The sequence below is a fragment of the Pantoea nemavictus genome, from assembly GCF_037479095.1.
GTDB lineage: Bacteria > Pseudomonadota > Gammaproteobacteria > Enterobacterales > Enterobacteriaceae > Pantoea > Pantoea nemavictus.
In genome coordinates, this window is record NZ_JBBGZW010000001.1 from 1,870,697 (window position 1) to 1,895,365 (window position 24,669).

Consider the following 24,669-nt stretch of genomic DNA (forward strand, 5'->3'; position numbering starts at 1 on the left):
ACCAATTCGGGAAGAGTGACTCTATGTTGTATCGTCGTTTTGAACGTTTTATCAATATTTTCCAGGATGCGCCAACCGATTCCCCGCCCTCCAGCGTCTGGCCATTTTACTTTTACTATCTGCGTCAGGTATGGCCGAGCTTTGTCGCCCTGCTGATTGTTGGCTTAGCGCAGGCGCTGATTGAAGTGGCGCTGTTTAGCTATCTCAGCCGCATCATTGACCTCGTCAATCACTCCACGCCCGCCACGCTGTTCAGCGATAACTGGCCGACACTGCTGTGGATGGGAGTGGTGGCACTGATTCTGCGGCCGCTGGTGATTGCCGCGCACGACATGCTGGTGCACCAAAGCATTAACCCGAGCATGACCAGCATGATCCGCTGGCAGCATCACAACTACGTGCTGCGCCAAAGCCTGAACTTCTTCCAGAACGATTTTGCCGGGCGCATCGCCCAGCGCATCATGCAAACCGGTAACTCGCTGCGGGATTCCGCGGTACAGCTGGTGGATGCGATCTGGCACGTGGTGATTTATGCGGTGACCTCGCTGGTGCTGTTCGCCGAAGCCGACTGGCGCCTGATGATTCCGCTGGTGATCTGGATAGTCGCCTACAGCGTGTCGCTGAGCTTTTTCGTGCCGCGCGTCAAGCAGCGTTCGGTGGTGTCATCGGAAGCACGCTCCAAATTGATGGGCACCATCGTCGATGGCTACACCAATATCGCCACCATCAAACTGTTCTCGCATAACGATCTGGAGAAGCGTTACGCGCGCGAGGCGATTCAGGAGCAAACCGACAAAACTCAGCATGCCAGCCGCATGGTGACCACCATGGATATCACGCTCTCAACGCTGAATGGCCTGCTGATTGTCAGCACCTCGGCGCTGGCGTTGTGGCTGTGGAGCCAGTCGCTAATCAGCGTTGGTGCGATTGCGCTGGCGACCGGTTTGGTGATCCGTCTGGTGAACATGTCCGGCTGGATCATGTGGGTAGTCAACGGCATCTTCGAAAATATCGGCATGGTGCAGGATGGCCTGAATACCATTGCCCAGCCGCTGAGCGTGCAGGATGAACCGCACGCCAAAAAGATGCAGGTGACGCGCGGCCAGATCCGCTTTGAGGATGTACGTTTCGATTACGGTGGCAGCCGCCAGGTGATTAACCGCCTCAATCTCAACATCAAGCCGGGCGAGAAGATCGGTTTGATTGGGCCATCCGGCGCCGGCAAATCCACCATGGTGAATCTGCTGCTGCGGCTGTATGACATCAACAGCGGACGCATTGTGATTGACGATCAGAACATCGCCGAAGTGACGCAAGAGAGCCTGCGCGGGCAAATCGGCATGATCACCCAGGATACCTCGCTGCTGCACCGCTCGATTCGCGACAACCTGCTGTATGGTCGTCCGGATGCGACGGAAGCGGAGCTGCAGGCGGCGATTATCCGCGCACGCGCCGACGAGTTCATTCCGCTGCTCTCCGATCCGCAAGGCCGTACCGGGCTGGATGCGCACGTTGGCGAGCGCGGCGTGAAACTGTCGGGCGGCCAGCGTCAGCGTATCGCTATCGCCCGCGTATTGCTGAAAGATGCGCCGATTCTGATCATGGATGAAGCCACCTCCGCGCTCGACTCCGAGGTAGAAGCGGCGATTCAGGAGAGTCTGGAAACGCTGATGCAGGGCAAAACGGTGATTGCCATCGCGCACCGTCTCTCTACCATCGCCAAAATGGATCGCCTGGTGGTGCTGGAGAAAGGTGAGATTGTCGAGATGGGCAATCACCGCGAACTGCTGGCACAAGGCGGCTTGTACGCGCGCCTGTGGCAGCATCAAACCGGTGGTTTTGTCGGCGCGGATTAATCGCCGCGTCGATACGGCAGGGCGTCGCGCGCCTCAAGCGCCCAGGCGTGCACGCCCTGCCGTTCCTGTAGCAGAAAATCAGCCACCGCATCCCGCAAACCCGGATGACACAGATAGTGCCAGGAATGGGTGATCTGCGGTTCAAAGCCGCGTACCAGCTTGTGCTCGCCCTGCGCACCGGCATCAAAACGCTGCAAACCTTCCGCAATGGCGAAATCCATGCCCTGATAAAAACAGGTTTCAAAATGCAGCCTATCAAACTCCGCCAGGCAGCCCCAGTAGCGACCATACAGCGTATTGCCATCCACTAAACAGAAGGCCATCGCCGCCGGTTGGCCTTGCAGCGTCGAAATCACCACGCGAATCGAACGCGGCATCCGTTCTGCCAGCAAGCTAAAAAACTGACGCGTCAGATAGGGTCGCTGACCGCGCACCGCATAAGTGTTGGCGTAACAGGTGTAGATGAAATCCCACTGATCTTCGCGCAGCTCATCGCCGCGATACCAGGTGAAGTCGAAACCGCTGCTCATCACCTGCTCACGCTCTTTGCGCAGCTGTTTGCGTTTGCGCGACATCAGCGTGTCGAGGAAATCCTGAAAATCACGATAGCCTTTGTTGTGCCAGTGATACTGCAAGCCAAGGCGCTCCAGCCAGTCCGGCTGTTGCTGCATCAACGCGTTGGCGAACGGCGTGGTGAAGTTGATATGTGCACCGCTGAGGCCATGTTCAAACAGGTGATCCGGCAGCGCGCCGAGCAGTTGCAGCACCGCGTTTTCATCGCCCAGCAGACGTCCGCCGGTCACCGGGCTGAACGGAATCGCGCCCAGCCATTTCGGATAATAAGCAATGCCAGCGCGTTGACAGGCTTCCGCCCACGCATGGTCAAACACATATTCACCGCGCGAATGGCGTTTGCGATAGCCCGGCAGCGCCGCGCGCAGCGTGCCGTTCTCGCGCCACAGCAGATGCTCGGGCTGCCAGCCGTTTTCCGGCCGCACGCTGCCGCTCTGCTCTAATGTCAGAAGAAAGGCGTGGCGTAAAAAAGGTTGATCGTCAGGTAACAGCGCATCCCATTCGACAGCGGAGATCTCCGCCAGCGACGACAGATGAAGCAAAGACATTCACGGCTCCCGGCCAGATGAAAGCGAAAGTCTAGTTCAACAGGTTTTCCCGCGCGGGAAAAGGTGCAGCGCACTGAATGCGTAGTCGCGGGGCTATCTGGCAAAAGTACGTGCTTCACACCGTTCAACTGATTCCAAAATGGAAATAATAAAAGCCATTTTGCCCGGATTATCATGCATTCAGCAGGACTGTATGCTCTCTTCATCAATGTAGAGGAGCAAGATTATGCTGGTAAACGGTAAGTGGAGTGCAGAGTGGCATCCGGTGCAAGCCACCGACAAACAGGGCGGATTTGTGCGTCAGACTTCCAGTTTTCGTCACTGGATTACCGCAGATGGCTCCAGCGAATTTGCGGCCGAGCCGGATCGTTATCATCTTTATGTGGCGCTGATTTGTCCGTGGGCTTCACGTACGCTGCTAGCGCGCAGCCTGAAGGGGCTGAATGACGTGATTAGCGTGTCGGTGGTTGAACCGCAGCTCGGCGCACAAGGCTGGCACTTCGGCGATTACCCCGGCGCGGATCGCGACTGGCTTAACAACGCTGAATATCTTCACGAGCTTTACACCCGCGCCGATGCCGATTTTACCGGGCGCGCCACCGTGCCGGTGCTGTGGGATAAGAAAACGCAAACCATCGTTAATAACGAATCAGCGGATATCCTGCGCATGTTGAACAGCGGCTTTGGCGCGCTGGCGGACGATCGCATCGATCTTTATCCCGAGGATCTGCGTGCAGAGATCGACGCGCTGAATGAATCGATCTATCCGCGCCTGAATAACGGCGTTTATCGCACCGGCTTCGCCACCACGCAAGTGAGCTATCAGCAGGCGTTTAACGACGTGTTCAGCCAGCTGGATGAGCTGGAGCTGCGTTTGCAGGATGGCCGCACTTTCCTGCTTGGCGAGCGCTTAACCGAAGCGGATATTCGCCTGTTCGTCACGCTGGTGCGCTTTGACGCCGCCTATCACGGCCTGTTTAAATGCAACCTGCGCCGCCTGCGCGACTATCCGCTGCTCGATCGTTATCTGAAGAGTATGCTGTCGGTCTCTGGTGTGCGTCAGACGGTGAATATCGACCATATCAAGCAGGGCTATTATTCGATTAAAGCGCTGAATCCCAACGGCATTGTGCCGGCTGGCCCGGATCTGGCGGCCTACGGTTTATAAGGAGCAGTGCGATGGCAAAAGCGTTAGTGATTTTTTTACACGGTGTCGGCAGTAACGGCGACGATCTGGCGGTACTCGGTGAGCATTGGGCGCGTCTGCTGCCGGATGTGGCATTTGCCTCGCCAAATGCGCCCTTTCCGTTTGAACATGCGATGGGTTATCAGTGGTTTAGCCTGACCGGCATCACGCCGGAAAACCGTCCGGCGCGGGTGCGCGAAGCACGCGCCGCCTTTGATGACACGCTGCAGCAGCTGATGGCGCAACACGACATGGCAGACGCGTGGGACAAACTCATTTTAGTCGGCTTTTCGCAAGGTTCGATCATGGCATTGGATGCGCTGGCCTCTGGCCGTTATCCGCTGGCGGGCGTGGTGGCATTTTCCGGTCGTCTGGCGTTTGAAGGCGCTTTAACGCCGCAGCCGTATACGCCCGCACTGCTGATTCACGGCAAAGCCGATGATGTGATTCCGTTTAGCGAAAGCGAATCGGCGTTGCAGCGTTTGCAACAGGCGGGCGTGACGGTGGAAGCGCGTTATGAAGCCGCGACCGGCCACACCATTTCATCGCAGGGCGCGATGGATGCAGCCGGTTTTATCGCCCAATGTTTGCAGGATTAAGGCCAGTAACGGTTTAATGCCTGCCACGCCTTGTGCGCAGCCACATCTGCTGGCTGCGCTTTCAGCTCATCATTGAATACTTCAATGCCGACCGGACCGCTATAGCCGGCACTTTTCAGCTTATCGACAAAGCGTTCCACTTCGATGATGCCATCGCCCGGCAACAGGCGCTGATGACGCGCATACTCGCTGAGCGGCTGCTTCTCCTGCGGCGGCATCTCTGCCATGTCGCACAGCTGCACTTCATAGATGCGATCGGCGGGAATGCCATCCAGCTGTGACGCATCGCCGCCCAACGCGCAGATGTGGAACAGATCGACCACCAGCCCAATATTCGGCTGATCCAGCCGCTGCAGCCGTTCCCACGCCAGCGGCAGCGTGTTATCTACGCTGCACCATGCCATCGGCTCATACATGATGCGCATATTGAAGCGCGCCGCTTCCGACGCCAGCCAACGCAAATCTTCATCAATTCGCGCCGCCACGCAATCTTCGCGCGTGCTGGCGGGTGCCTGAATGGTGTCGCAGCCGATAGTTTGGGCAATCCGGATAAACTGGCGCAGCTCTTCGCGTTTTTGCTGACGTTCGCGATCCGGCGCGCCGGTGAAATCACGCAGCACCTGCACATTGGTGAAACCCAGCTGCAACTGCTTTGCGAGCTGCGGCGTACTGGCCTGCACATCTTCGCGCCAGATCTCAACCTGGTCGAAACCGGCGGCGCGTGCGGCGCGCAGCTTCTCCTCAGGTTCACCGTTTAACAACACCAGGTTAAGGAATTTGGGGTTACGGCTCATTCATTCGCTCCTTAATCGTCCGGATAATCGGTGACAAATTCTGTCCGTCACGCGGACAGAACGGCGTTCAGTATCTACCTCTTAGTGGTTATTTCAAGCGTGGCGGTTATCCCAGCAGATTTACCACGGCAAAACCGGCGAAGGTCATCAGCAGAGAACCGATAACATGCACCATGACACTCGACATCGCCCAAAGGTATTTTCCTGATTGTAGCAGTCCGACAATTTCCGCCGAAAAGGTTGAAAACGTGGTTAAACCGCCACACAAACCGGTGACAATCAGTAATTTCCAGAAAGGGTCGATGTGGGGATTACGGACAAAAAACGCCAGCGCGGCGCCAATGATAAAACCGCCCACCAGGTTCACCATCAGGGTGCCGGGCGGCAGATTGGGGAACAGCGCATTGAAACGCAATGAGATCAACCAGCGCAGCGAACAGCCCACCGCACCGCCAACGACAACCGCGAGTAACGACTTCAACATAGTGTGTAGCTCCTGAAAAGAATTACGCGCAGGGCCGCGGCAGGACAGAATAACACCTGACACACCGCCGTCTCCCGCGCAGGGATACGAGTGTTGTCAGGCGTCATCAGCCGTCTGTGACCAGAACGGCGGTTGGGGAAGGTGGCACGCCATCACCTTAGGCGGGAGATAATACGCTGGCTGGGATGGGGTGACAATATGATGCCAGTTAATGCACAAGCAAGCGTTTGAAAAGCAACTGCTGAATACTTTGGCGTTGTGATAACAGCACGTGGGCAAAAACGGTTTGTTTTTCAACTGAGAATAAAATTCGATAGCTTTCACTGCTATTGAATTCTCTATAACGCGTGACGCCAAGATCGGCTAATTCTGAACACACCGCACAACTTAAAGGAAATTGGCTCACTCGTGCTTCGAACTCATCAAGAACGCGCGCGATAATTGCGTTGTAATCATTCCCCAGGCGACGATGGAAGGCGACGATCTCTTGCAGACTCAATCGGACCGTGGATAGGTAGATGATAGTGAATGACTCTTCCTTGTGCTGCATACTTTGTCCTTAGAGATCCTCTAACAACTGTTGTCGTGTCATTCCTTTGCCAGCTGCTTTGTCCTCTTCCGACAATGCAAGCAGCTTGAGTAACGCCAAGGTTTCATCTCGCTGCTGGCGCGCTTCCCATGACTCAATAACGTAAGCAGGGTTGCCGTTTTGTGTCACAAGAATTGGCTCCGAGAGATCGAGAGCAGCGGCGTTTTTTTTGATGTAGCTTATAGTTTCGATTTTCATAGACTCCTCCGAATCAGTCCAAATTTAGACTTTTTATGGATGTTACGCAATGAGTCTTTGGTTTGTTGCCGTGCACCGACTTGATGTTAAGTTGCATGCCCTATGAAAACCAAACGACTTAATCGCAGGGTCGCCATTTATGGCGACCGAACATGCTGGAGGAAGAGATTAACGCTCGAAGTGAATCACGCCCTTAATCAGTTCGCGATTATTGATAACTTCAGATTCAAAGGTCTCCGCCAGCGTAGAGAAATCATAGTGACGATTCAGCATCATGTCGGCACGAAGCTGACCGTTCGCCATCAGTTCGCCGACTTTAGCGAAATCTTCCAGCGTGGCGTTGCGGCTGCCCATCAAGGTGGTTTCCTTTTTATGGAACTCGATGTCGGGAATCACCAAATCCCCTTTATGCAGGCCAACAAACACGATGGTGCCGCCGTGACGAATCAGTTTTACCGCACCGTTCATTGCCGCCGGGCTGCCGGTAGCATCGATCACTTTGGCGGCTAAGCGTCCGCCAAACTCCGTTTTCAGCTGCGTTTCAAAATCCTCTTCTAACGGATTCACTGTCGCCAAACCCAGCTTCTGCGTCACGTGTGCACGCCGCTGCTCGCTGGTATCCGCCACCACCACATTAGCGCCAGCCGCTGCGGCGATTGCCGCCACGCCGAGCCCAATCGGCCCTGCGCCGACCACCAGCACCTGCTCATCCGCCGCCACCGCTGCACGGCGTACCGCATGGGCGCTGATGGCAAAGGGTTCAATCAGCGCCGCGGCTTCCGGATCAACCTCATCCACCGCCAGCAAATTGCTGGCAGGCACGCTAAGGAATTCGCAAAATCCGCCATCCTGATGCACGCCAATCACCGAGATTTTTTCACAGCAGTTGGTTTTGCCGCTCAGACAGGCATCGCACTGCTGGCAGGCCACATAGGGAATCAGCGCCACGCGCTGGCCCAGCCGGAAACCGCTGACCGCGCTGCCGAGTTCCACCACTTCGCCGCACAGCTCATGCCCCAGCACGCGTGGATAGCTGAAGAACGGCTGATTGCCGGCCCAGGCATGAATATCGGTGCCGCAAATCCCGGCGGCGATCGGTTTAATCAGAACATCATGGGCGGCGGGCGTCGGTTTCGCGCGCTGCTGCCACACCATCTGGCGCGGCTCGGCGACTACCAGCGTTTTCATTGTTGTCATTGGCTTCTCCTGTGCTGTTGTCGCAGTTATGGCGAAAATCGCCGACGACGACTTTTTGCGTTAGGGGAAGTGTGAAGCCAGGCGCTTTTTTTGGGCTTTGTATGGTTTTTAATAGATAAAAAACCGGAGACACGCATGAGCCGCAGCCAGAACCTTCGCCAAAACGTCATTAACCAAATGCTGGAGGGCATCGCCAAACGGCACATCCGTTCGCCGCTGCCACCGCAGGCGGCGCTGGCCGAAATGTTCAACATCAGCCGCACCACGGTGCGCCACACGCTGCAGCATCTGCATGAGCGCGGCGTGCTGGAGAAGGTGGATGAAACCTACGTGATTGTGCGCGATCCCAGCGATGAAGACGGTTTTAACGCCCTGACGCCGCCGATCGATCAGCAGGCGCTACAGTTCGAACAGACCTTTTTCAATCTGATTAATCAGCGCCAACTGATGCCGGGCGACACCTTTAGCGAGCTGCAGCTGGCGCAGCAGGTGAAAGTCAGTCCGATTGTGGTGCGCGAATTTCTGCTGCGTTTTATGCGCTATGACCTGCTGGAGCCGGTCAAACGCGGCCAGTGGCGCATGAAAAAGTTTGATCAGACTTATGCCGAAAACCTGTTTGAACTGCGCGAAATGCTGGAAACCCACGCGCTGACCCGCTTCCTCAATCTCCCTTCGCAGGATGAGCGCTGGATGCAGGCGCGTGACCTGCTCGATCGCCACCGTTCGATGCGCGACACCATCGCCAGCAATTACCGCCACTTCGCCGCGCTGGATAAAGAGATGCACACGCTGATTCTCTCGGCCGCCAACAATCCGTTTTTTAATCAATCGCTGGAGATCATTTCAGTGATTTTTCACTCGCATTATCAGTGGGATGAAACCGATCTTAAGCAGCGCAATATTGTGGCACTTGAGGAGCATATGGCGATTCTCACCGCGCTGATTAGCCGCCAGGATGTGGAAGCGCTGTGTGCCCTGCACAACCATCTCGGCACCGCCAAAACCTCGATGATCCGATCGATCCGCCAGTACAATTAAAAACCGATTAAAAACCACAAAGCATTAGCTCCCGCACGAATCTGAAACAACTCCGCAACATCCCGATCTGAATGCTTCTAGTCTCGAAGTCAATCCGTTGGGGCAGCACCGTTTCGCTGCCACAGGATCCCATACAAACGCATAACGATAAGTACCCAGATCCGGGAGGTCGCAATGGAAAATACTTCGGCTCGTGGCCGCGAAAACGCGCCACAACCCGCTGCAGACGGGCAAGATTTTATCCCGGCACGTAGTGACGTGGTGCGCTCGCCGCGCCTCAAAAAGATTCAAATTACCGCCATGTTGCTGCTGCTGTTTGCCGCCATGATTAACTATCTTGACCGCAGTTCACTCTCCGTCGCCAACATGACGATTCGCGGCGAGCTGGGTTTATCCGCGACCGAAATTGGTTTACTGCTCTCGGCGTTCTCACTGGCTTACGGCTTAGCGCAGCTCCCCTGCGGCGCGCTGCTGGATCGCAAAGGGCCGCGCATCATGCTGGCGATTGGCATGTTCTTCTGGTCGCTGTTCCAGGCGGCTGCCGGTTTAGTGCATAACTTCACCCAGTTTATTTTGGTGCGTATCGGGTTGGGTATCGGTGAAGCGCCGATGAATCCGTGCGGCGTGAAGGTGATTAACGATTGGTTCAACATCAAAGATCGCGGCATGCCGATGGGCATGTTTAATGCTGCCTCGATGATTGGTTTATCCATCGCGCCACCGATTCTGGCGGCAATGATGATGGTAATGGGCTGGCGCGGCATGTTTATCACCATCGGCGTGCTGGGCATGTTCCTCGCTGTTGGCTGGTATCTGATGTATCGCGACCGCGATAACAACACACTGAGCGGTGAAGAGATTCACTATCTGCAGGCGGGTAGCGTGGCATCACGCAAGGAGCCGCTGAGTTTTGCCGAGTGGCGCGGGCTGTTCAAGCAGCGCACCATGTGGGGCATGATGATTGGCTTCAGCGGCATCAACTACACCGCATGGCTGTATATCGCCTGGCTGCCGGGCTACCTGCAATCGACTTACAACCTGGATCTGAAAAGCACCGGTTTACTGGCGGCGATTCCGTTCCTGTTCGGCGCGGCGGGCATGCTGCTGAACGGTTATGTGGTCGATGCGCTGGTACGTCGTGGTCATGATGCGGTGAAGGTGCGTAAAATTTCCATCGTCAGCGGCATGTTGCTGTCCGCCGCGTTTACCGCGTTTGTGACTCGCGCCACCGACACCACCAGCGCGGTGACGCTAATTGGTATGGCGCTGTTCTGCATCCACTTTGCCGGGACGTCCTGCTGGGGTTTGATTCACGCCAACGTTACGGCGCGCATGACGGCGTCAGTCGGCAGCATCCAGAACTTCGCCAGCTTTGTCTTCGCCTCGTTCGCGCCGGTGATTACTGGCTGGGTGCTGGATACCACCAAGTCATTTAGCCTGGCATTGATGATTTGCGCCGCCGTCACGGTGGTGGGTGCGCTGGCCTATTTGCTGCTGGTGCGTAAACCGATTACGGATGGGATTTGATTCAGCAAAGCGCCGCACATGCCGTAGCGGCGCGATTTATCGCGCATGTCGATGACCGCAAAGTGCCCATTCGGGCAATGCGCAATAAATTGCGCCGCTACAGATTCAGCGCGTGAAAAACTGCGATTCACACTGGCGCGCGATCTCCCACAGCTTGTTACGAATCACCTGTTTCAGCTGCAGCGTCGATTGCGACTGCGGCTGATCGCGGCGACTGATTAACATCACCTCAAACGGCAGCGGCTGCGCCACCGGCAGCAGCTTGAGCTGGTTGGCATAACGGCAGGCGGTAAACAGATCGACAATCCCCACGCCGCCGCCCGCCAGCACCATATCGGCAATCACCGAATAGGTTTTGATCGACAGCGATACCGCAGGATTCAGCCCCTTATCACGCAGCGCGCGGTGCAGCACCCGGCCGAGCGGATCCTGATTCTGCATCATCAGCAGATTATTGGCGCACAGCCACTCCAGCGTTACCGGCTCATGATGCGTGTGATCGCGCGGCAGCAACGCTACCATCGAAGACTGAAACAGCGGCTCTGCCAGTAAATCGGCTTCAACCTGCTGGCCGAACACTAGCGCGAAATCGAGCTGATTCTCCATGATCATGCGGCATAAGGTGCTGAAGTGCTCGGTAACCAACTCGACGCTGACCGACGCCGCCTGCTGCCGCCAGTTCACCAGCGCCGGCGCCAGTACCATCTGACCAAACGCGTGCGCAGCCCCGACGCGCACCGTTTGTCCTTCGCCGCGCCGCAGCTGTTCGGTTAGTTGGGTAATTGCCTGTAAACGTTGGTAGATATCTTCCACTTCCGGCAGTAAGCGCCGCCCTTCTGCGGTGACGATCATGCCCTGCGCGCGCCGTTCAAACAGCGCAAAACCGAGCTGCTGCTCGGCGTGATTCAGCACCCGGCTGACATTCGGCTGCGACACATTAAGCAGGCGAGCCGCCGCACTGATGCTGCCGGTCTGCACTATTGCCTGAAACACTTCAATATGCCGCAGCCGCATGATTATTCGCCCCAGGTGGCTTCAAGTACGCGCAGCCAGTTGCCGTGGCAAATCTTCTCCAGCAGCGCGCGCGAATAGCCGCGCGCCGCCAGCGCCTGCACCAGCAGCGGGAATCCGGCTACGTCTTTCAGGTCGCCCGGCATGGTTGCGCCATCAAGGTCCGAACCAAATCCGACGCCATCTTCCCCCACTTTTTCCAGCAGATACTCAACATGACGCACGATGGCATCAACGCCGGTTGGCGCATGGCGATCGCCATCTTCACGCAGGAATGGCACTGCAAAGTTAACCCCGACAAAGCCGTTGGTTTCGGCAATCGCTGCCAGCTGACGATCGGTGAGATTACGCGACTGCGCGCTTAGCACATGCGCGTTGGAGTGGCTCGCCACCAGCGGTGCATCGCTGATCTCTGCGGTGTGCCAGAAGCCTTTCTCATCCATATGCGACAGATCGACCATGATGCGGCGGCGATTACAGTCGCGCACCAGCTGCTTGCCCGCTGCCGTCAGACCGTTGCCGACATCCGGCGACGAGGGATAGAGGAACGGCACGCCGTCGCCGAACTGATTCGGACGACTCCACAGCGGCCCCAGCGTACGTAACCCGCTGGCGTACAAGATATCCAGCAGCTCACCGTTGCTATCCAGCGCTTCCGCGCCTTCCACGTGCATCACCACCGCTAACACCTTGTTTTCCATGCAGTGGCGGATATCGCGCACGCTGCGGCAAATCTTCACCTGCCCGTTCGATGCCTGCTCAATACGCAGCAGCAGCGCCAGCATGGAAAAAGTGGCGTCACGCGCTGAATTGATAATTTCCTGAGGAAAATCTGCGAGGTCTGGCGCACTTCTTGCAATCAGAGGATGGGACGGCACCCAGGTGGCGAAAATGCCACCTAACATATTTCCCTGACGGATACGCGGGAAGTCCATTTGGCCGCTTTTGCTGCCAGTGAAAAAGACATTAACCGCGTCCGGCTGATGGTGCTGCCACAGCTTATTCAGCACATCGTTATGGCCGTCAAAGACCGGAATATCGAGGGTAATCGAGTCAGACATGTTGGTCAGTTCCCTGTTCGTGGCAAAGCGCGGTACTGCCTGCTGGCGGAGCAAATTGCACCAAAAAAGGGCGAGCATCGACGCGTGAAACAAAAGGCTTAGAGCCGGTATTAATCCTCCCGCACAGGAGGAAAGTCAAGACAAAAAACAATCAAATAACAATTTTTTATTTTAATTATCAATTAGTTGGGAGTTTACATGGTTACCAGAAGACGTTTTCTTGCAGGATGCACTGCTGTACCTGTTGTTTCCTACCTCAGCCTGAATTCCACCTTTGCCGCCACGCCACCCAGCATGCTGGTCATCGCGATGCAGCTCGATAACATCACCAGCCTCGATCCGCATGAAAGCTTCGAAGCCACCGGCGGCCAGATCTGCGGCAACCTGTATCAACGTTTAGTCACGCCCGATCCGCAACAAGCCGACAAAGTGATTGGTCAGTTGGCGCAAAGCTGGGACGTCAGCAGCGATAACGGCACTTATACCTTCCATCTCGATCCGGCAGCGACGTTCGCCGATGGTTCGCCGCTCACCGCGGAAGATGTGGCGTTCTCGATTGAACGTATCGTCAAGCTGGATAAGAGCCCGGCGTTCATTATCAACCAGTTCGGCTTTACCAAAGACAACGTGACGCAGCTGATCACCGCCAAAGATGCACACACCGTGGAGATGAAACTCGGTGCGCCAGCGGCAGAAACCTTCCTGCTGTATTGCCTGTCCGCCACCGTCGGCAGCATCGTGTCGAAGAAAGCCTGCCTGGCGAATCAGCAGAACAACGATTTTGGCAACGGCTGGCTGAAGCAGCACAGCGCCGGATCCGGGGCTTTCACCCTGCGCACCTGGAATGCCAGCGAAACGGTGATTCTGGAACTCAGCCCGCAATATGCCGCGCAGAGCAAAATCAAACGCGTGATCCTCAAACATATCGCTGACCCGGCGGCGCAGGCGCTGATGCTGAAAAAAGGCGATGTCGATGCGGCGTATGACCTCACCACCGAACAGTTGCTGCAGGTGAAAAACGACAGCAGCGTGGCGCTGGTGAATCAATCGCTGTCGGCCATCATGCTGATGTCGTGCAACACCAATAATCAGTACCTGAAAAAGCCGCAGGTGTGGCAGGCGCTGAAGTGGGCACTGGATTACGACAGCATTCAGAAAAACATTCTGTCGATGAGTTTTGTCACCCATCAGAGTTTCCTGCCGAGCGGTTTCCCGGCGGCGCTGGACGATACGCCATTCCATAAAGATCTGGCAAAAGCCAAAGCGCTGCTGGCCGAAGCCGGTTATCCGGACGGCTTCGAAATCACCCTCGATCACTACTCGATGCAGCCGTATCCGGACATTGCGCAGGCAATTCAAACCCAGCTGGGCGCGATTGGCATCAAAGTGTCATTGATTGCCGCCGAAAACCGTCAGGTGCTGACCAAAATGCGTGCACGTCAGCATCAGCTGGCGTTGACCGTGTGGGGCGCCGATTACTTTGATCCCAACTCCAACACCGAAGCCTTCTGCGTCAACACCGATAACAGCGATAACGCGCGTGCGCGTACCCTGGCATGGCGCTGCAGCTGGTCAGATGAAGCGTTCAACAAACTGACCGAGCAGGCGCTGCACGAGCCCGATCCGGCTAAACGTATTGCCCTCTACCAGCAAATTCAGCAACTGGGGCGTGAAAAAAGTCCGTTCATTTTCATGATGCAGAAGACCAAAAATGTGGCCACCAGCAAAGCGCTGGCTGATGTACACATGACCGTGCTGGAGCAGTGGCCGTATGCGCAGGTGAAAAAAGCCTGATGCCGTTACTGAAGAGAATCGTCAGCACCCTGGGAAGCCTGGTGCTGACGCTGTTTGGCCTGTCGGTTTTGACCTTTTTCATCGGCCGCGTCATGCCCACCGATCCGGTGCTGGCGGCGGTCGGCGATAACGCACCGCAATCGGTCGTGGAGCGCGTACGGGTGGAAATGGGGCTGGATCAGCCCCTTTACGTGCAGTTTGGTCACTACCTCAATCAACTGCTGCATGGCGATCTCGGTAAATCGATCCTCACCTCCAATCCGGTGAGCACCGATATCGCGCGCTTCTTCCCTGCCACCATGGAGCTGGCAACGGCCGCCATCATCATCGCGGCGTTGATTGGCATTCCGCTCGGCGTGTGGGCGGCGGTACGCCAGAGTTCGTGGGTCGACCAAACCATTCGCGTGATCTGTCTTGCCGGCCATTCGCTGCCGGTGTTCGTGCTGGCGCTGCTGAGCCTGCTGGTGTTCTACGCGGTGCTCGGCATTGCGCCCGGCCCCGGACGGCAGGACATCATCTGGCAGGATATGGTGCCGCAGGTTACCGGTTTCCTCACCATCGACTCGCTGCTGGCGGGTGAAGTTGACGCCTTCTGGGATGCGCTGGCGCACATGGCGCAGCCGGTGCTGATCCTGGCCTATTTCAGCATGGCCTACATCACGCGTATGACGCGCACCTTTATGCTCAACGCGTTGAGCGGCGAGTTCGTGATCACCGCGCGCGCCAAAGGGTTGTCGTCACGCCGGGTCATCTGGCGCCATGCGTTTCCCACCGTGGCGGTGCAGCTGGTGACGGTGCTGGCGCTGACCTACGCCGGCTTGCTCGAGGGCGCGGTGGTGACGGAAAACGTCTTCGCCTGGCCTGGCCTCGGCCAATATCTCACCACCTCGCTGATGAACGCCGACATGAATCCGGTGGTTGGCGCGACGTTGCTGGTCGGCACCGTGTATGTGCTGCTCAACCAGCTGGCTGACCTTCTCTATCGACTTTGGGACCCGCGCGTAAAATGATCTTCTTCTCTCGTGACTGGCTGCTCGACGACACGCCAGCCAACCGTCGCCAGGCGGTGTGGGGCCGGCGTTATCGCCTGTGGCTAAGCCTGCGCAGCAATCCCCTGGCGATGGCCGGCCTGCTGGTGATTAGCGTGATGCTGTTTCTGGCGCTGTTTGCACCGTGGCTGACGTCGTTCGATCCCGGCGCGCAGCATCTGGAAAACCGCCTCGCTGCGCCTTCTGCCGCGCACTGGCTCGGCACCGATGAGCTGGGGCGCGATGTCTGGACGCGTATTATCTACGGCGGCCGCACTACTCTCGGCATGGTAATCGCTGTGGTGCTGCTCACCGCGCCGCTCGGCCTGCTGATCGGCTGCATCGCCGGTTACGCCGGCGGCTTCATCGATAAAGCACTGATGCGCATTACCGATATTTTCCTCGCCTTCCCGCGTTTGATTTTGGCGCTGGCCTTTGTTGCCGCACTGAAACCGGGCGTGGAGAGTGCGATTTTAGCGATTGCCCTCACCTCGTGGCCGCCGTATGCGCGCCTGGCGCGCGCCGAAACCCTGCAGTTCCGCCACAGCGACTTTATCGCTGCCAGCCGTCTGACTGGCGCCTCGCCGCTGCGCATCATTCTGCGCCATATCATGCCGCTGTGCGTGCCGAGCCTGATTGTACGCATCACGCTGGATATGAGTTCCATCATCATTACTGCCGCCAGCCTGGGCTTTCTCGGCATGGGCGCGCAGCCGCCCTCACCGGAATGGGGCACGATGATCGCCACTGCGCGTCGCTTCCTGTTCAGCGAATGGTGGGTGCCCTTAATGCCCTGCATCGCGATTTTCCTGACGTCGCTGGCATTCAACTTTCTCGGCGACGGTCTGCGCGACGTGCTGGATCCTAAGGAGCGCTAAATGTTGGTGGAAATTGAAAATCTGCGCATCGCCTTCCGTTCACGCACCGAGACCTTTGAAGCGGTGCGCGGCGTGAGTTTTAGCGTGGGCCGCGAGAAGTTCGCCATCGTTGGCGAAAGTGGCTCTGGCAAATCGTTGACCGCGCGCAGCCTGATGCAGTTGCTGCCGGGCAATGCCGAGGTCAGCGCCGACGTACTGCGCTTTGATGGCATCGATCTGCGCGGTGCCAGCGAAAAAGTGCTGCGTAAAATTCGCGGCAAGCGCGTCGGTTTTATCCTGCAGGACCCGAAATATTCGCTCAATCCGGTGATGACCATTGGCCAGCAGATTGCCGAAGCCTGGCGCGAGCACAAAGGCGGCAGCCATAAAGCAGCGATGCAGGCAGCGATTGCGCTGCTGGAACAGGTGAAGATTCGCGATCCGGCCGCCGTGGCGAAACGCTATCCGCATGAAGTGTCTGGCGGCATGGGGCAGCGCGTGATGATTGCCATGATGCTGGCGCCCGATCCGGAACTGCTGATCGCCGATGAACCCACCAGCGCGCTGGATGCCACGGTGCAAGCCGAGATCCTCAAGTTGATTGACGAGCTGGTGTCAGCGCGCGGCATGGGGCTGATCCTGATTAGCCACGATCTGCCGCTGGTGTCGCACTTCTGCGATCGCGTGGCGGTGATGTACGCCGGTCGCATCGTCGAGCTGTTGGATGCCGGGCAACTGCAGCAGGCGCAACATCCGTATACGCGCGGTTTGCTGGCCTGCTTGCCCTCGCTGCGCCATCCGCGTGAGCGTTTACCCGTATTGCAGCGCGATGCCGCATGGCGGGACTAGAACATTTAAAGCCGCACATATCCGTAGCGGCGCGATTTATCGCGCATTTTGATGGCGACACCGTGCCCCATCCCGACATTGCGCAATAAATTGCGCCGCTACGAAATGGTGTATGTAAAACGAATACAGGCATCCCATGATTCAAATCGATAACCTGCGCATCAACTTCGGTGCGCACACGGCGGTGAAAGACGTCAGCTTTGCAGTTGGCAATGGCGAAAGCTTTGGCCTGGTCGGTGAAAGCGGCTCGGGCAAATCCACTATTCTGCGCGCCCTCGCCGGGCTGAATGCTGACTGGCAAGGCAGCATGCTGTTTGGCGGCATGCAGCTCAGCGCCAAACGCAGCCGCGCCTTCTATCGCCAGGTGCAGATGGTGTTTCAGGACCCGTTTGGTTCGCTGCATCCGCGTCAAACCATCGATCGTATCCTGCACGAACCGCTGCTGGTGCATCAGCTCGATCGCGCCGAACAGCGCATCAGCCAGGCATTAAGCGAAGTCGGTTTACCGGCGGCAGTACGTTTTCGCTATCCGCATCAGCTGTCGGGTGGCCAGCGTCAGCGCGTAGCGATTGCCCGCGCACTGATCGCCGAACCGGAAGTGCTGCTGCTGGATGAGCCGACTTCAGCGCTGGATGTGTCGGTGCAGGCCGAAATCCTCAATTTACTCAGCGATCTACGCAGCGAGCGCAAACTCACCTACATTATGGTGACGCATAACCTCGCGGTGGTAACGCACCTGTGTCAGCGCATTGGCGTGATGCAGAATGGTGAGATGGTGGAGCAGCTGAGCGCCGACGATTTGCGTGCGCGGCGCATCCAGCATCCGCATACCGCCCAACTTTTCGATCTCAGCATGACGCTGGAGGAACCGGCATGACCGCTAACTGGCAACACGCCGCGCAGGTCGCACAACAGATCACTGAAAGCTGGCAACAGCCTGGCGCACCGGGCGGCGCAATCGTGCTGTTTGATGCGCAGCAGATTCACTCAACCCACTGCGCCGGCTTGGCCGATTTGGCGCAGCAAACGCCGTTTAGCGCCGACAGCGTGGTGCGTTTCGCCTCCATCACCAAACATATCTTTGCCGCTTTAGTGACGGGACCCGGCCGCCGCTATCTGCAGCTTGATGACACGCTGGCGCAGCATCTGCCGCAGCTCAGCGGCGCCAACGGGCAGATTACCGTTGGTCAGGCGCTGGATATGAGCAGCGGCTTGCCGGACGTGCGCGAAACCTTATCGCTGCTGGGATTGTCGGTGTACAACGCGACGAGCGCCGCCGACCTATTGGATTTTATCGCGCGTGAAGGCGAGCTCAACTATGCGCCCGGCAGCGAAATCTCATACACCAACACCGGCTATCGGCTGGTGGAAGAAGCGTTAAAAGCCAAAGGCGTGGGCTTCAACGATCTGCTGCAGCAGTACCTCTGCGATCCGCTGGATATCAACCTGATTGCGCCGGAAAGCTGGTTTGATGTCGTGCCAGGTTTAGTGCCGGGTTACTGGCAAAACGGCGCACGCTGGCAGCTTGCCAGCGCCGGTTTACATCTTTCTGCTTCGGGTAGCGTGACCGGCAGTCTGAACCATTTGACGCGCTGGCTGCAGAGCCTGCTGGCCGATAGCGGACCGGGCGCGGGCGTGCTGCAGCGCCTGACTGCGCCGCGCAATCTCAACGATGGCCGCACCAGCGGTTACGGTTTGGGCATCACCAGCTCGACGCTTGGCAGCCAGACGCTGTTTGGCCACGGCGGTTCGCATGCAGGCTATAAGAGCTATTTCCTGCTGCATCCGGAGTTAAAACTTGGCGTGGCGCTGGTCGCCAATCGCGAAGATGTCACCACCTCGGAAAGCGTGTTGCGCGTGATGGCGGCGCTGCTTAAGCGCGAATTGCCGGAGAAAGGACACGATTTAACGCCGGGGCTGTACGTGGCGGAAAACGCGGCCGACTGGCTGGAGATCAACGGCGTGACGGCCACCTGGCTCGGCGCCGGTGAAACGTTGTGGCGTGACGATGCGCATGGCGATGCGGTGTCGCTCTCCAGCACCTTCCCGCTGCAGTTACGCCATGATGGCGCGGCGATTGTGGGTGAAATCGGTCATGCCGCACGACGTTTTGTGCCGGTGCAGGCCGATCGGGCCAGCCTCGATAATCTGCAAGGCCGCTGGTTGGCGCCGCAGTGGCGCAGCGAGTTGGTGATTGAGGACGACAGCCTAATTATGGGCATCGGCCCGGCAGCCATTCGTGCCCGGTTGCAGTCGCTGGGCGGCGATCGCGTACTGGCCACCGCGCAGGATGGGCCGTGGGAGAAGCGTTTTGTGATTGCGCGTGAAGGCGATTCGCTGCGGTTAATGCTGAACCGCAGCCGCGTGGTGAAGTTTAGGCGTTAAACACCGCGCGATGAATCGCGCCGCTACGGTATGTGCACGTATTGGTAGCGGCGCAATTTATTGCGCATTCAGGCCACGCGGTGACGCAATCGTCCGATTTTCTCGATTTCCACTTCAATCTCATCGCCGGGGAACATAAATAGCGGTGGCGTGCGTTTTTTACCGACGCCGCCCGGAGAGCCGGTGATGATCACATCGCCCGGCGACAGCGGGCTGAACGCTGAAATGTACTCAATGATCTTCGCCACCGGATGCACCATGCTGGCGGTGGTATCGTTCTGCACTTCGCGCTGATTAAGCCAGGTTTTAATCGCCAGCTGCTGCGGATCGGGGATCTCGTCGGCAGTGGTCATCCACGGACCGAATCCACCGGTTTGCTGCCAGTTTTTACCGGCGGTGAACCAGGTAAACTGCATATCGCGTACCGTGGCGTCCATAAAGCAGCTGTAGCCAGCAACGTGTTGCAGCGCATCGGCGGCCTTCACCTGATAGGCGGGTTTACCGATGATCACCGCCAATTCGCCTTCGTAATCAAACTCTTGCGTGGTGGCCGGTTTCAGCAGCGGCTGTTCGTGCGCCGCCAGCGAATCTGCGAAACGTACAAACAGCGTTGGCGCTTCAATCGTCTCGGCAAACTCTTTGCGTTTATCGGCGTAGTTCATGCCAACGCAGAACACTTTGCCAGGATTTTCCACCACCGGCAGGAAGCGAATAGCGCTAAACGGATGATCAACTGGCTGTGAAAGGTAGGCATCGAGATCGCTCAACGCGCCGCGTTGCAGCAAAGTTTTCAGATCCGGACAGTCAGCGCCGAGGCGCGAACCGATATCAATCACGCCCTCTTGCTGCACAATACCGTAACTTTTTCTTTGCTGGTCAATAAGATAAAAACTGCAGAGCTGCATGACTGCCTCGTTGTTATATATAAATTGCGCGCAGGTTAGCAAAATTCAGCAGGAAATGCGGACCGACCTGCTGATGCAATAATCAAAATCGCGCAATAAATTGCGCCGCTACGGTACGTGCACATATATGTAGCGGCGCAATTTATTGCGCAAATTATTTCAATTAAGACTGCGTGCTCGCCAGATAGGAGAAGGCGCTCAGCAGGCTAATCAGCGTATTCATATCATCCGCGCGATAGCCGACGGTAACCGCGTCGATGCGCGTCACGCCGGGAATCAGGCTGAACAGATCCGCCAGCACCGGTTTGCTGGCCTGCAGCTGCATATCATAAGGCGCGCTCAGGCGCGTGGTGCTGACCTGCCGTTTACGCTGCACGGCGGCGGTCGCCGCTGCGCGAATGGCGTTTTGCGCCGCCTGCGGACTGATAGATTCCGCGCAAGTGTGCGAAATCGCGCGTTTCACGCAGACGTAATCCACCGATGGATAGTGTTCAGCCATCCAGCCTTTAAGCTGATCGTCACCGCTCACCAGCCACAGCGGCGTGCCCTGTTCAGCCGCCGCTGCCGCATAAATGTCGCTTTCGCCCATCACCTTGCCGTTGATGTGAATACGCCAGAACGCGCGGCCGTTAATGGTGTGCGCCAGCACGCCAGGCTCGCCCGCCGCGCTGTGATAGCCAATAAAGAACAGGCCATCAAACGGCTGCTGCTCGATGCCTTCCACCATTGATAAACCGCGCGGTTTGCCCTGCACCATGCGCGCACGTGGATCGATATTTTCCGCACGCAGGTTGGTCATCTGCGCGTGGCTGTCAGCCACCACCACTTCGGTGGCACCACCGGCAAATGCGCCATCGATAGCGGCGTTGACTTCCTGTTCCATCAATCCACGCGCCAGTTGGTATTCCGCGTGGCCGGGTGAACACTGTTCCGGGCGCATCACGCCCGCAATGCCTTCGATATCGGCTGAGATGAATATTTTCATGAGGTTATCTTGGGTTCCGTGCGATTTTTAACACGGTCGCCATGAATGGCGACCCTACGAAGCGATATGTCTGCACCGGTCATGTGTTTTGTAGGGGCGGCATTTATGCCGACCGGGACGACAGCGCCAATCGATCCAAAACGTCGCTTAACGATGGGCGATGATGGCCGCGGAAACCGGTGACGGCTTCGGCGCTCAGCAAGGCATCCAGCACCGCGTGTTCGGTGGCATCAGCAGCGGCGGCGAGCAGCGGTTCCAGCGCCGATTCTTCCGGCGGCTGCGGCTGCGGCTGGGTGGAGAACGCCACAGCAATATCGCCCGAACCGTGGCCCCAATAGCTGCCCAAACGTCCTAAACCGGCACCGGCGCGTTTGGCGACGCGCTTGAGTTGCCGTGCATCAAGCGGCGCATTGGTCGCCATAATAATGATGATGGAGCCGGCATCACGCTGTGGCGCCAGTTCCGGCAGCAGCGGCGCAATCATCTCGCCGAGGCGCACGCCGTCCAACGTCAGTGCGGTTAAAGCACCAAAGTTGGCCAGCACGAATACGCCAAGCGTGGCATTGAGCGACGGAATCAGGCGCGATGCCGTGCCAATGCCACCTTTTAAACTGAAGCAGCTCATACCGCGCCCGGCACCGACGCTGCCGCGCGCAAAATCGGCGGTGGCGTTATCCAGTGCCTGTTGCGCCATGGCTTCCGTGATTGCCAGCGCCTGAATATCGTTGAGCCAGCCATCGTTGCACTCCAGCGCCAGCGGATTGACCGTCGGCAAGCTGCGGCCCAACTCGTGGTTGCGGCTGATGGCATCGCGCACCAGCGTGGTAAATAGCGTGCCCACCGCCAGCGTGTTGCTGAGCAAAATCGGCGTCTGCAGCACGCCCAACTCTTCAACCTGCACCAGGCCAACCGGCTTTGCGAAACCGTTGAACACCGCAGCCGCACAGGGCAGCGGCTGAGTAAACAGATTGTCGCCCGGCGGCACAATCGCGGTGACGCCGGTTTGCCGCTCGCCATCGGCCAGCGTGTAATGTCCGACGCGCACGCCCGGCACATCGCTTAGGCGATTGTTGGCACCACTAACGGTGCGCGGTTGTCCCAGCTGACGCTCGCTGCGCCAGCGTTGCAGCAGCAGGTCGCGCTGCAGTTGTTGAAAGTCCATGCTTAGCTCTTTAATTTGGGATCGAGCGTGTCGCGCAGCGCGTCACCCAGCAGGTTAAACGCCAGCACGGTAATAAATATCGCCAGCCCCGGAAACACGCTGACGTGCCACAAGCCGGCCATCATCATGCTGCGGCTCATCGCCAGAATATTGCCCCACTCCGGCACATCGGGTTCCGGGCCAAGGCCGATAAAACTCAGCCCGGCAGCAGTGAGAATACTGGTGCCGATACGCATGGTGAAATAGACAATCACGTTAGAGAGCGTGCCCGGCAGAATATGGCGCAGCAGAATCACGCGATCCGGCGCACCGGCACAGCGCACCGCTTCGACGTACGCCGCCTGCTTCAGCGACAAGGTGGAAGCACGCACGATACGCGCAAATACCGGCACGCTGAAGATCGCCACCGCGATGATGACGTTATTCAGCCCCGGGCCGAGAATCGCTACCACCGCAATCGCCAGCAGCATGCCAGGAAAGGCAAACAGCACATCGGAGCCGCGCATGATCAGCATATCGATCCAGCGGCCATAGTAGCCCGCCAGCAGCCCCAGCAGCACGCCAACCACCATGCCGAGCGTGACCGACAGCACGCCGACGTACAGCGAGATGCGCGCGCCAAAGATGATGCGGCTGAAGAGATCGCGGCCCAGTTCGTCGGTGCCCATCCAGTGCGTGCTGGACGGCGGCGAGGACAGCGCCATCCAGTCCGGCGCCATCGGGTCCCAGGGCGCGAGCCACGGCGCGAAAATAGCCACCAGCACCAGCAGCAGTACAAAACCACCAGAGACCAGCGCCAGCGGATTACGCACCAGCGCGTGCAGGAAATCACGCCACGGCGAACGGATCGCCTCCTGCGCGTGGGCAGGCAGAGATTGCAGACTCATTACGGCTCCTGTCGCAGGCGAATCGCTGGGTTGACCACGGCATACAGCAGATCGACCAGCAGGTTAATCACAATAAATTCAAACACGAACAGCATCACTAACGCCTGGATCACCGGCTGATCCTGCGCCTTGATCGACTCGATCAACAGCCAACCTAATCCCGGCCAGTTGAAGACGCTTTCGACCACGATCGATCCGCCGAGCAGAAAACCAAACTGCAAGCCGAGCATGGTGATCACCGGGATCAATGCGTTACGCATCACATGTTTCCACGTCACCAGCCGATTGCGCAGCCCTTTGGCTTTGGCGGTGCGCACGTAATCTTCCTGCGCCACTTCGAGAAACGCCGAGCGGGTGAAGCGCGCCATCACCGCCGCCACCGACGAACCGAGCGTGATAGCCGGTAATACGATGTCGCTGGGTTGATTGAAGCCGCTGACCGAAAACAGGCCAAACGGCATGGCGACGAACTGGATCAGCAACAGACCCAGCCAGAAGGTCGGCATCGAGATGCCGCCGACGGCGACGCTCATCAAGGTCCAGTCCTGCCATTTACCGCGTTTCAGGGCGGCAAAGACGCCGAGGAACAGGCCGAGAATGACCGACCAGGCAAACCCCGCCAGCGCCAGCCACATCGTCGGCATAAAGCCTTGTTTGATGACGTCCAGCACCGGCTGTTGGGTGCGGTAAGTGACGCCAAGATCGCCGCGCAGCAGGCCGCCGATCCAGTTGATATATTGCTGCGGCAGCGGATCGTTGAGCCCGAGATGTTGACGCGCGGCTTCCACCGCAGCCAAAGGCGCATCCGGCCCAGCGTAGATGCGCGCCGGATCGCCAGGCAGCAGCTTGATGAAGCCGAAGACCAGCAGCGAGACCACCAGCAGAACGGGGATCATCTCCAGCAGTCGGCGAATGATGTATGCGAACATGCGGTTCCTTTATATTTGGCATGGTGCTGGGTGTAACAGATTGTGCTGGCTGTCCCAGATCGTGCTGGCTGCCCCCCATCCCGGCCTTCCCCCGCTTGCGGGGGAAGGAGATGCTGCCACATGCAACTTCTGAGCTGGCATGTGGCAGCATCTTCCTCCCCCATTGCAGCTACAGCACTCACATGTGGCAGCATCTTCCTCCCCCATTTATGGGGGAGGACCGAGGA

At 57.9% G+C, this 24,669-nt stretch carries 24 protein-coding genes and 1 riboswitch; of the genes, 11 read left to right on the top strand and 13 right to left on the bottom strand.

Annotated elements, in window-relative coordinates:
• The first annotated feature begins 23 nt into the window (after positions 1–23).
• Positions 24–1,856, top strand: coding sequence for an ABC transporter ATP-binding protein (locus WH298_RS08575; protein ID WP_007889957.1), 1,833 nt, complete (start codon positions 24–26; stop codon positions 1,854–1,856).
• Here WH298_RS08575 and WH298_RS08580 read toward each other — a convergent pair.
• On the bottom strand, positions 1,853–2,977 hold the full coding sequence (locus WH298_RS08580) for a GNAT family N-acetyltransferase (RefSeq protein ID WP_180822657.1): 1,125 nt from the start codon (positions 2,975–2,977) through the stop codon (positions 1,853–1,855). The genes WH298_RS08575 and WH298_RS08580 overlap by 4 nt on opposite strands.
• Before the next feature lie 226 nt (positions 2,978–3,203).
• Between WH298_RS08580 and WH298_RS08585 the strand changes: the two genes are divergently transcribed.
• Both WH298_RS08585 and WH298_RS08590 read left to right on the top strand, forming a co-directional pair.
• Positions 3,204–4,145 carry a glutathione S-transferase family protein gene (locus WH298_RS08585; protein ID WP_180822658.1) on the top strand — a complete coding sequence of 314 codons (942 nt, stop codon included), beginning with the start codon at positions 3,204–3,206 and terminating at the stop codon, positions 4,143–4,145.
• 11 nt (positions 4,146–4,156) lie between these two features.
• Positions 4,157–4,762 (top strand): alpha/beta hydrolase, encoded by a 606-nt coding sequence (locus WH298_RS08590; protein WP_180822659.1) that lies wholly within the window; start codon positions 4,157–4,159, stop codon positions 4,760–4,762.
• Here WH298_RS08590 and WH298_RS08595 read toward each other — a convergent pair.
• The 5 genes from WH298_RS08595 to WH298_RS08615 all read right to left on the bottom strand — a co-directional run bounded on the left by WH298_RS08595 (position 4,759) and on the right by WH298_RS08615 (position 8,024).
• Positions 4,759–5,556, bottom strand: coding sequence for a sugar phosphate isomerase/epimerase family protein (locus tag WH298_RS08595; RefSeq protein ID WP_180822660.1), 798 nt, complete (start codon positions 5,554–5,556; stop codon positions 4,759–4,761). The genes WH298_RS08590 and WH298_RS08595 overlap by 4 nt on opposite strands.
• A gap of 106 nt (positions 5,557–5,662) precedes the next feature.
• Positions 5,663–6,040: a fluoride efflux transporter CrcB gene (gene crcB / locus WH298_RS08600; RefSeq protein ID WP_007889962.1), complete on the bottom strand. Its 378-nt coding sequence runs from the start codon at positions 6,038–6,040 to the stop codon at positions 5,663–5,665.
• A 90-nt stretch (positions 6,041–6,130) separates the two neighbouring features.
• Positions 6,131–6,206, bottom strand: a riboswitch (Fluoride riboswitch).
• A gap of 42 nt (positions 6,207–6,248) precedes the next feature.
• Complete coding sequence (locus tag WH298_RS08605) at positions 6,249–6,590, bottom strand: hypothetical protein (RefSeq protein WP_007889963.1); 342 nt, start codon at positions 6,588–6,590, stop codon at positions 6,249–6,251.
• Positions 6,591–6,599: 9 nt separating this feature from the next.
• Complete coding sequence (locus tag WH298_RS08610; RefSeq protein WP_007889964.1) at positions 6,600–6,827, bottom strand: type II toxin-antitoxin system Phd/YefM family antitoxin; 228 nt, start codon at positions 6,825–6,827, stop codon at positions 6,600–6,602.
• Positions 6,828–6,995: 168 nt separating this feature from the next.
• On the bottom strand, positions 6,996–8,024 hold the full coding sequence (locus WH298_RS08615) for a zinc-binding alcohol dehydrogenase family protein (protein ID WP_180822661.1): 1,029 nt from the start codon (positions 8,022–8,024) through the stop codon (positions 6,996–6,998).
• 135 nt (positions 8,025–8,159) lie between these two features.
• On the opposite strand from WH298_RS08615, the gene WH298_RS08620 reads away from it, so the two are divergent.
• Together WH298_RS08620 and WH298_RS08625 are read left to right on the top strand one after the other, a co-directional pair.
• A complete protein-coding gene (locus WH298_RS08620) occupies positions 8,160–9,062 on the top strand; it encodes a GntR family transcriptional regulator (RefSeq protein ID WP_049851989.1) in 903 nt (300 codons plus the stop codon).
• Positions 9,063–9,236: 174 nt separating this feature from the next.
• On the top strand, positions 9,237–10,589 hold the full coding sequence (locus WH298_RS08625) for an MFS transporter (protein ID WP_049851988.1): 1,353 nt from the start codon (positions 9,237–9,239) through the stop codon (positions 10,587–10,589).
• 105 nt (positions 10,590–10,694) lie between these two features.
• Here WH298_RS08625 and WH298_RS08630 read toward each other — a convergent pair whose 3' ends face one another.
• Together WH298_RS08630 and WH298_RS08635 are read right to left on the bottom strand one after the other, a co-directional pair.
• Entirely contained in the window at positions 10,695–11,603 is a 909-nt protein-coding gene (locus WH298_RS08630) for a LysR family transcriptional regulator (protein WP_007893746.1), read from the bottom strand.
• Between the two features lie 2 nt (positions 11,604–11,605).
• Positions 11,606–12,661 (bottom strand): dipeptidase, encoded by a 1,056-nt coding sequence (locus tag WH298_RS08635; RefSeq protein WP_180822662.1) that lies wholly within the window; start codon positions 12,659–12,661, stop codon positions 11,606–11,608.
• A 198-nt stretch (positions 12,662–12,859) separates the two neighbouring features.
• Here WH298_RS08635 and WH298_RS08640 point away from each other — a divergent pair, with 198 nt between their 5' ends.
• The 6 genes from WH298_RS08640 (at position 12,860) to WH298_RS08665 (ending at position 19,574) form a co-directional block, all read left to right on the top strand.
• Positions 12,860–14,455 carry an ABC transporter substrate-binding protein gene (locus WH298_RS08640; protein WP_180822663.1) on the top strand — a complete coding sequence of 532 codons (1,596 nt, stop codon included), beginning with the start codon at positions 12,860–12,862 and terminating at the stop codon, positions 14,453–14,455.
• Entirely contained in the window at positions 14,455–15,465 is a 1,011-nt protein-coding gene (locus WH298_RS08645) for an ABC transporter permease (protein ID WP_180822664.1), read from the top strand. Before WH298_RS08640 ends, WH298_RS08645 begins: the two co-directional genes overlap by 1 nt.
• Positions 15,462–16,361 (top strand): ABC transporter permease, encoded by a 900-nt coding sequence (locus tag WH298_RS08650; RefSeq protein ID WP_007893731.1) that lies wholly within the window; start codon positions 15,462–15,464, stop codon positions 16,359–16,361. Before WH298_RS08645 ends, WH298_RS08650 begins: the two co-directional genes overlap by 4 nt.
• Entirely contained in the window at positions 16,362–17,189 is an 828-nt protein-coding gene (locus tag WH298_RS08655) for an ABC transporter ATP-binding protein (RefSeq protein WP_180822665.1), read from the top strand.
• A 136-nt stretch (positions 17,190–17,325) separates the two neighbouring features.
• Complete coding sequence (locus tag WH298_RS08660; protein WP_049851984.1) at positions 17,326–18,066, top strand: ABC transporter ATP-binding protein; 741 nt, start codon at positions 17,326–17,328, stop codon at positions 18,064–18,066.
• Positions 18,063–19,574 carry a serine hydrolase domain-containing protein gene (locus WH298_RS08665; protein WP_180822666.1) on the top strand — a complete coding sequence of 504 codons (1,512 nt, stop codon included), beginning with the start codon at positions 18,063–18,065 and terminating at the stop codon, positions 19,572–19,574. Before WH298_RS08660 ends, WH298_RS08665 begins: the two co-directional genes overlap by 4 nt.
• Before the next feature lie 68 nt (positions 19,575–19,642).
• On the opposite strand, the gene WH298_RS08670 is transcribed toward WH298_RS08665, so the two are convergent.
• The 5 genes from WH298_RS08670 to WH298_RS08690 all read right to left on the bottom strand — a co-directional run bounded on the left by WH298_RS08670 (position 19,643) and on the right by WH298_RS08690 (position 24,442).
• On the bottom strand, positions 19,643–20,479 hold the full coding sequence (locus WH298_RS08670) for a fumarylacetoacetate hydrolase family protein (protein WP_180822667.1): 837 nt from the start codon (positions 20,477–20,479) through the stop codon (positions 19,643–19,645).
• A gap of 163 nt (positions 20,480–20,642) precedes the next feature.
• Entirely contained in the window at positions 20,643–21,464 is an 822-nt protein-coding gene (locus WH298_RS08675; RefSeq protein WP_180822668.1) for a M55 family metallopeptidase, read from the bottom strand.
• Between the two features lie 103 nt (positions 21,465–21,567).
• On the bottom strand, positions 21,568–22,626 hold the full coding sequence (locus WH298_RS08680; RefSeq protein ID WP_180822669.1) for a DmpA family aminopeptidase: 1,059 nt from the start codon (positions 22,624–22,626) through the stop codon (positions 21,568–21,570).
• Positions 22,627–22,628: 2 nt separating this feature from the next.
• Positions 22,629–23,513, bottom strand: a complete 885-nt coding sequence (locus WH298_RS08685; RefSeq protein ID WP_007891891.1) for an ABC transporter permease subunit — start codon at positions 23,511–23,513, stop codon at positions 22,629–22,631.
• Positions 23,513–24,442, bottom strand: a complete 930-nt coding sequence (locus WH298_RS08690) for an ABC transporter permease (RefSeq protein ID WP_007891892.1) — start codon at positions 24,440–24,442, stop codon at positions 23,513–23,515. The genes WH298_RS08685 and WH298_RS08690 overlap by 1 nt, the downstream gene beginning before the upstream one ends.
• Positions 24,443–24,669: the final 227 nt, after the last annotated feature.